Annotated in this window: 1 protein-coding gene; it reads right to left on the bottom strand. The window is 67.1% G+C overall.

Annotated elements, in window-relative coordinates; all coding sequences use genetic code 11:
- A partial coding sequence (locus KUM49_RS37040) for a hypothetical protein (protein WP_217241365.1) occupies window positions 1–207 on the bottom strand: 207 nt, incomplete at its 3' end.
- Window positions 208–225: the final 18 nt, after the last annotated feature.

Raw genomic sequence — 225 nt, forward strand, 5'->3', positions numbered from 1 at the left:
CAGATGCGACCGCACCACACCACTGCCATCACCATGCGCATCCATCAGCCCATACGGAGCCGTGGTCTCCTCCACGTCTCCCAGCAGCCCCGCGAAGTACGCCTCGTGCTCCTCCCGGGTCACGCCCAGCCGCGCCTGCGCCACGAAGTTCCGGAACGGCAGCGGCTCCGGCAACGAACCCTCCCGACCCGACAGGAACGCACCCATCTCCTCAAGCAGCACATC

It is taken from the genome of Streptomyces sp. AC555_RSS877 (assembly GCF_019049245.1).
Lineage (GTDB): Bacteria > Actinomycetota > Actinomycetes > Streptomycetales > Streptomycetaceae > Streptomyces.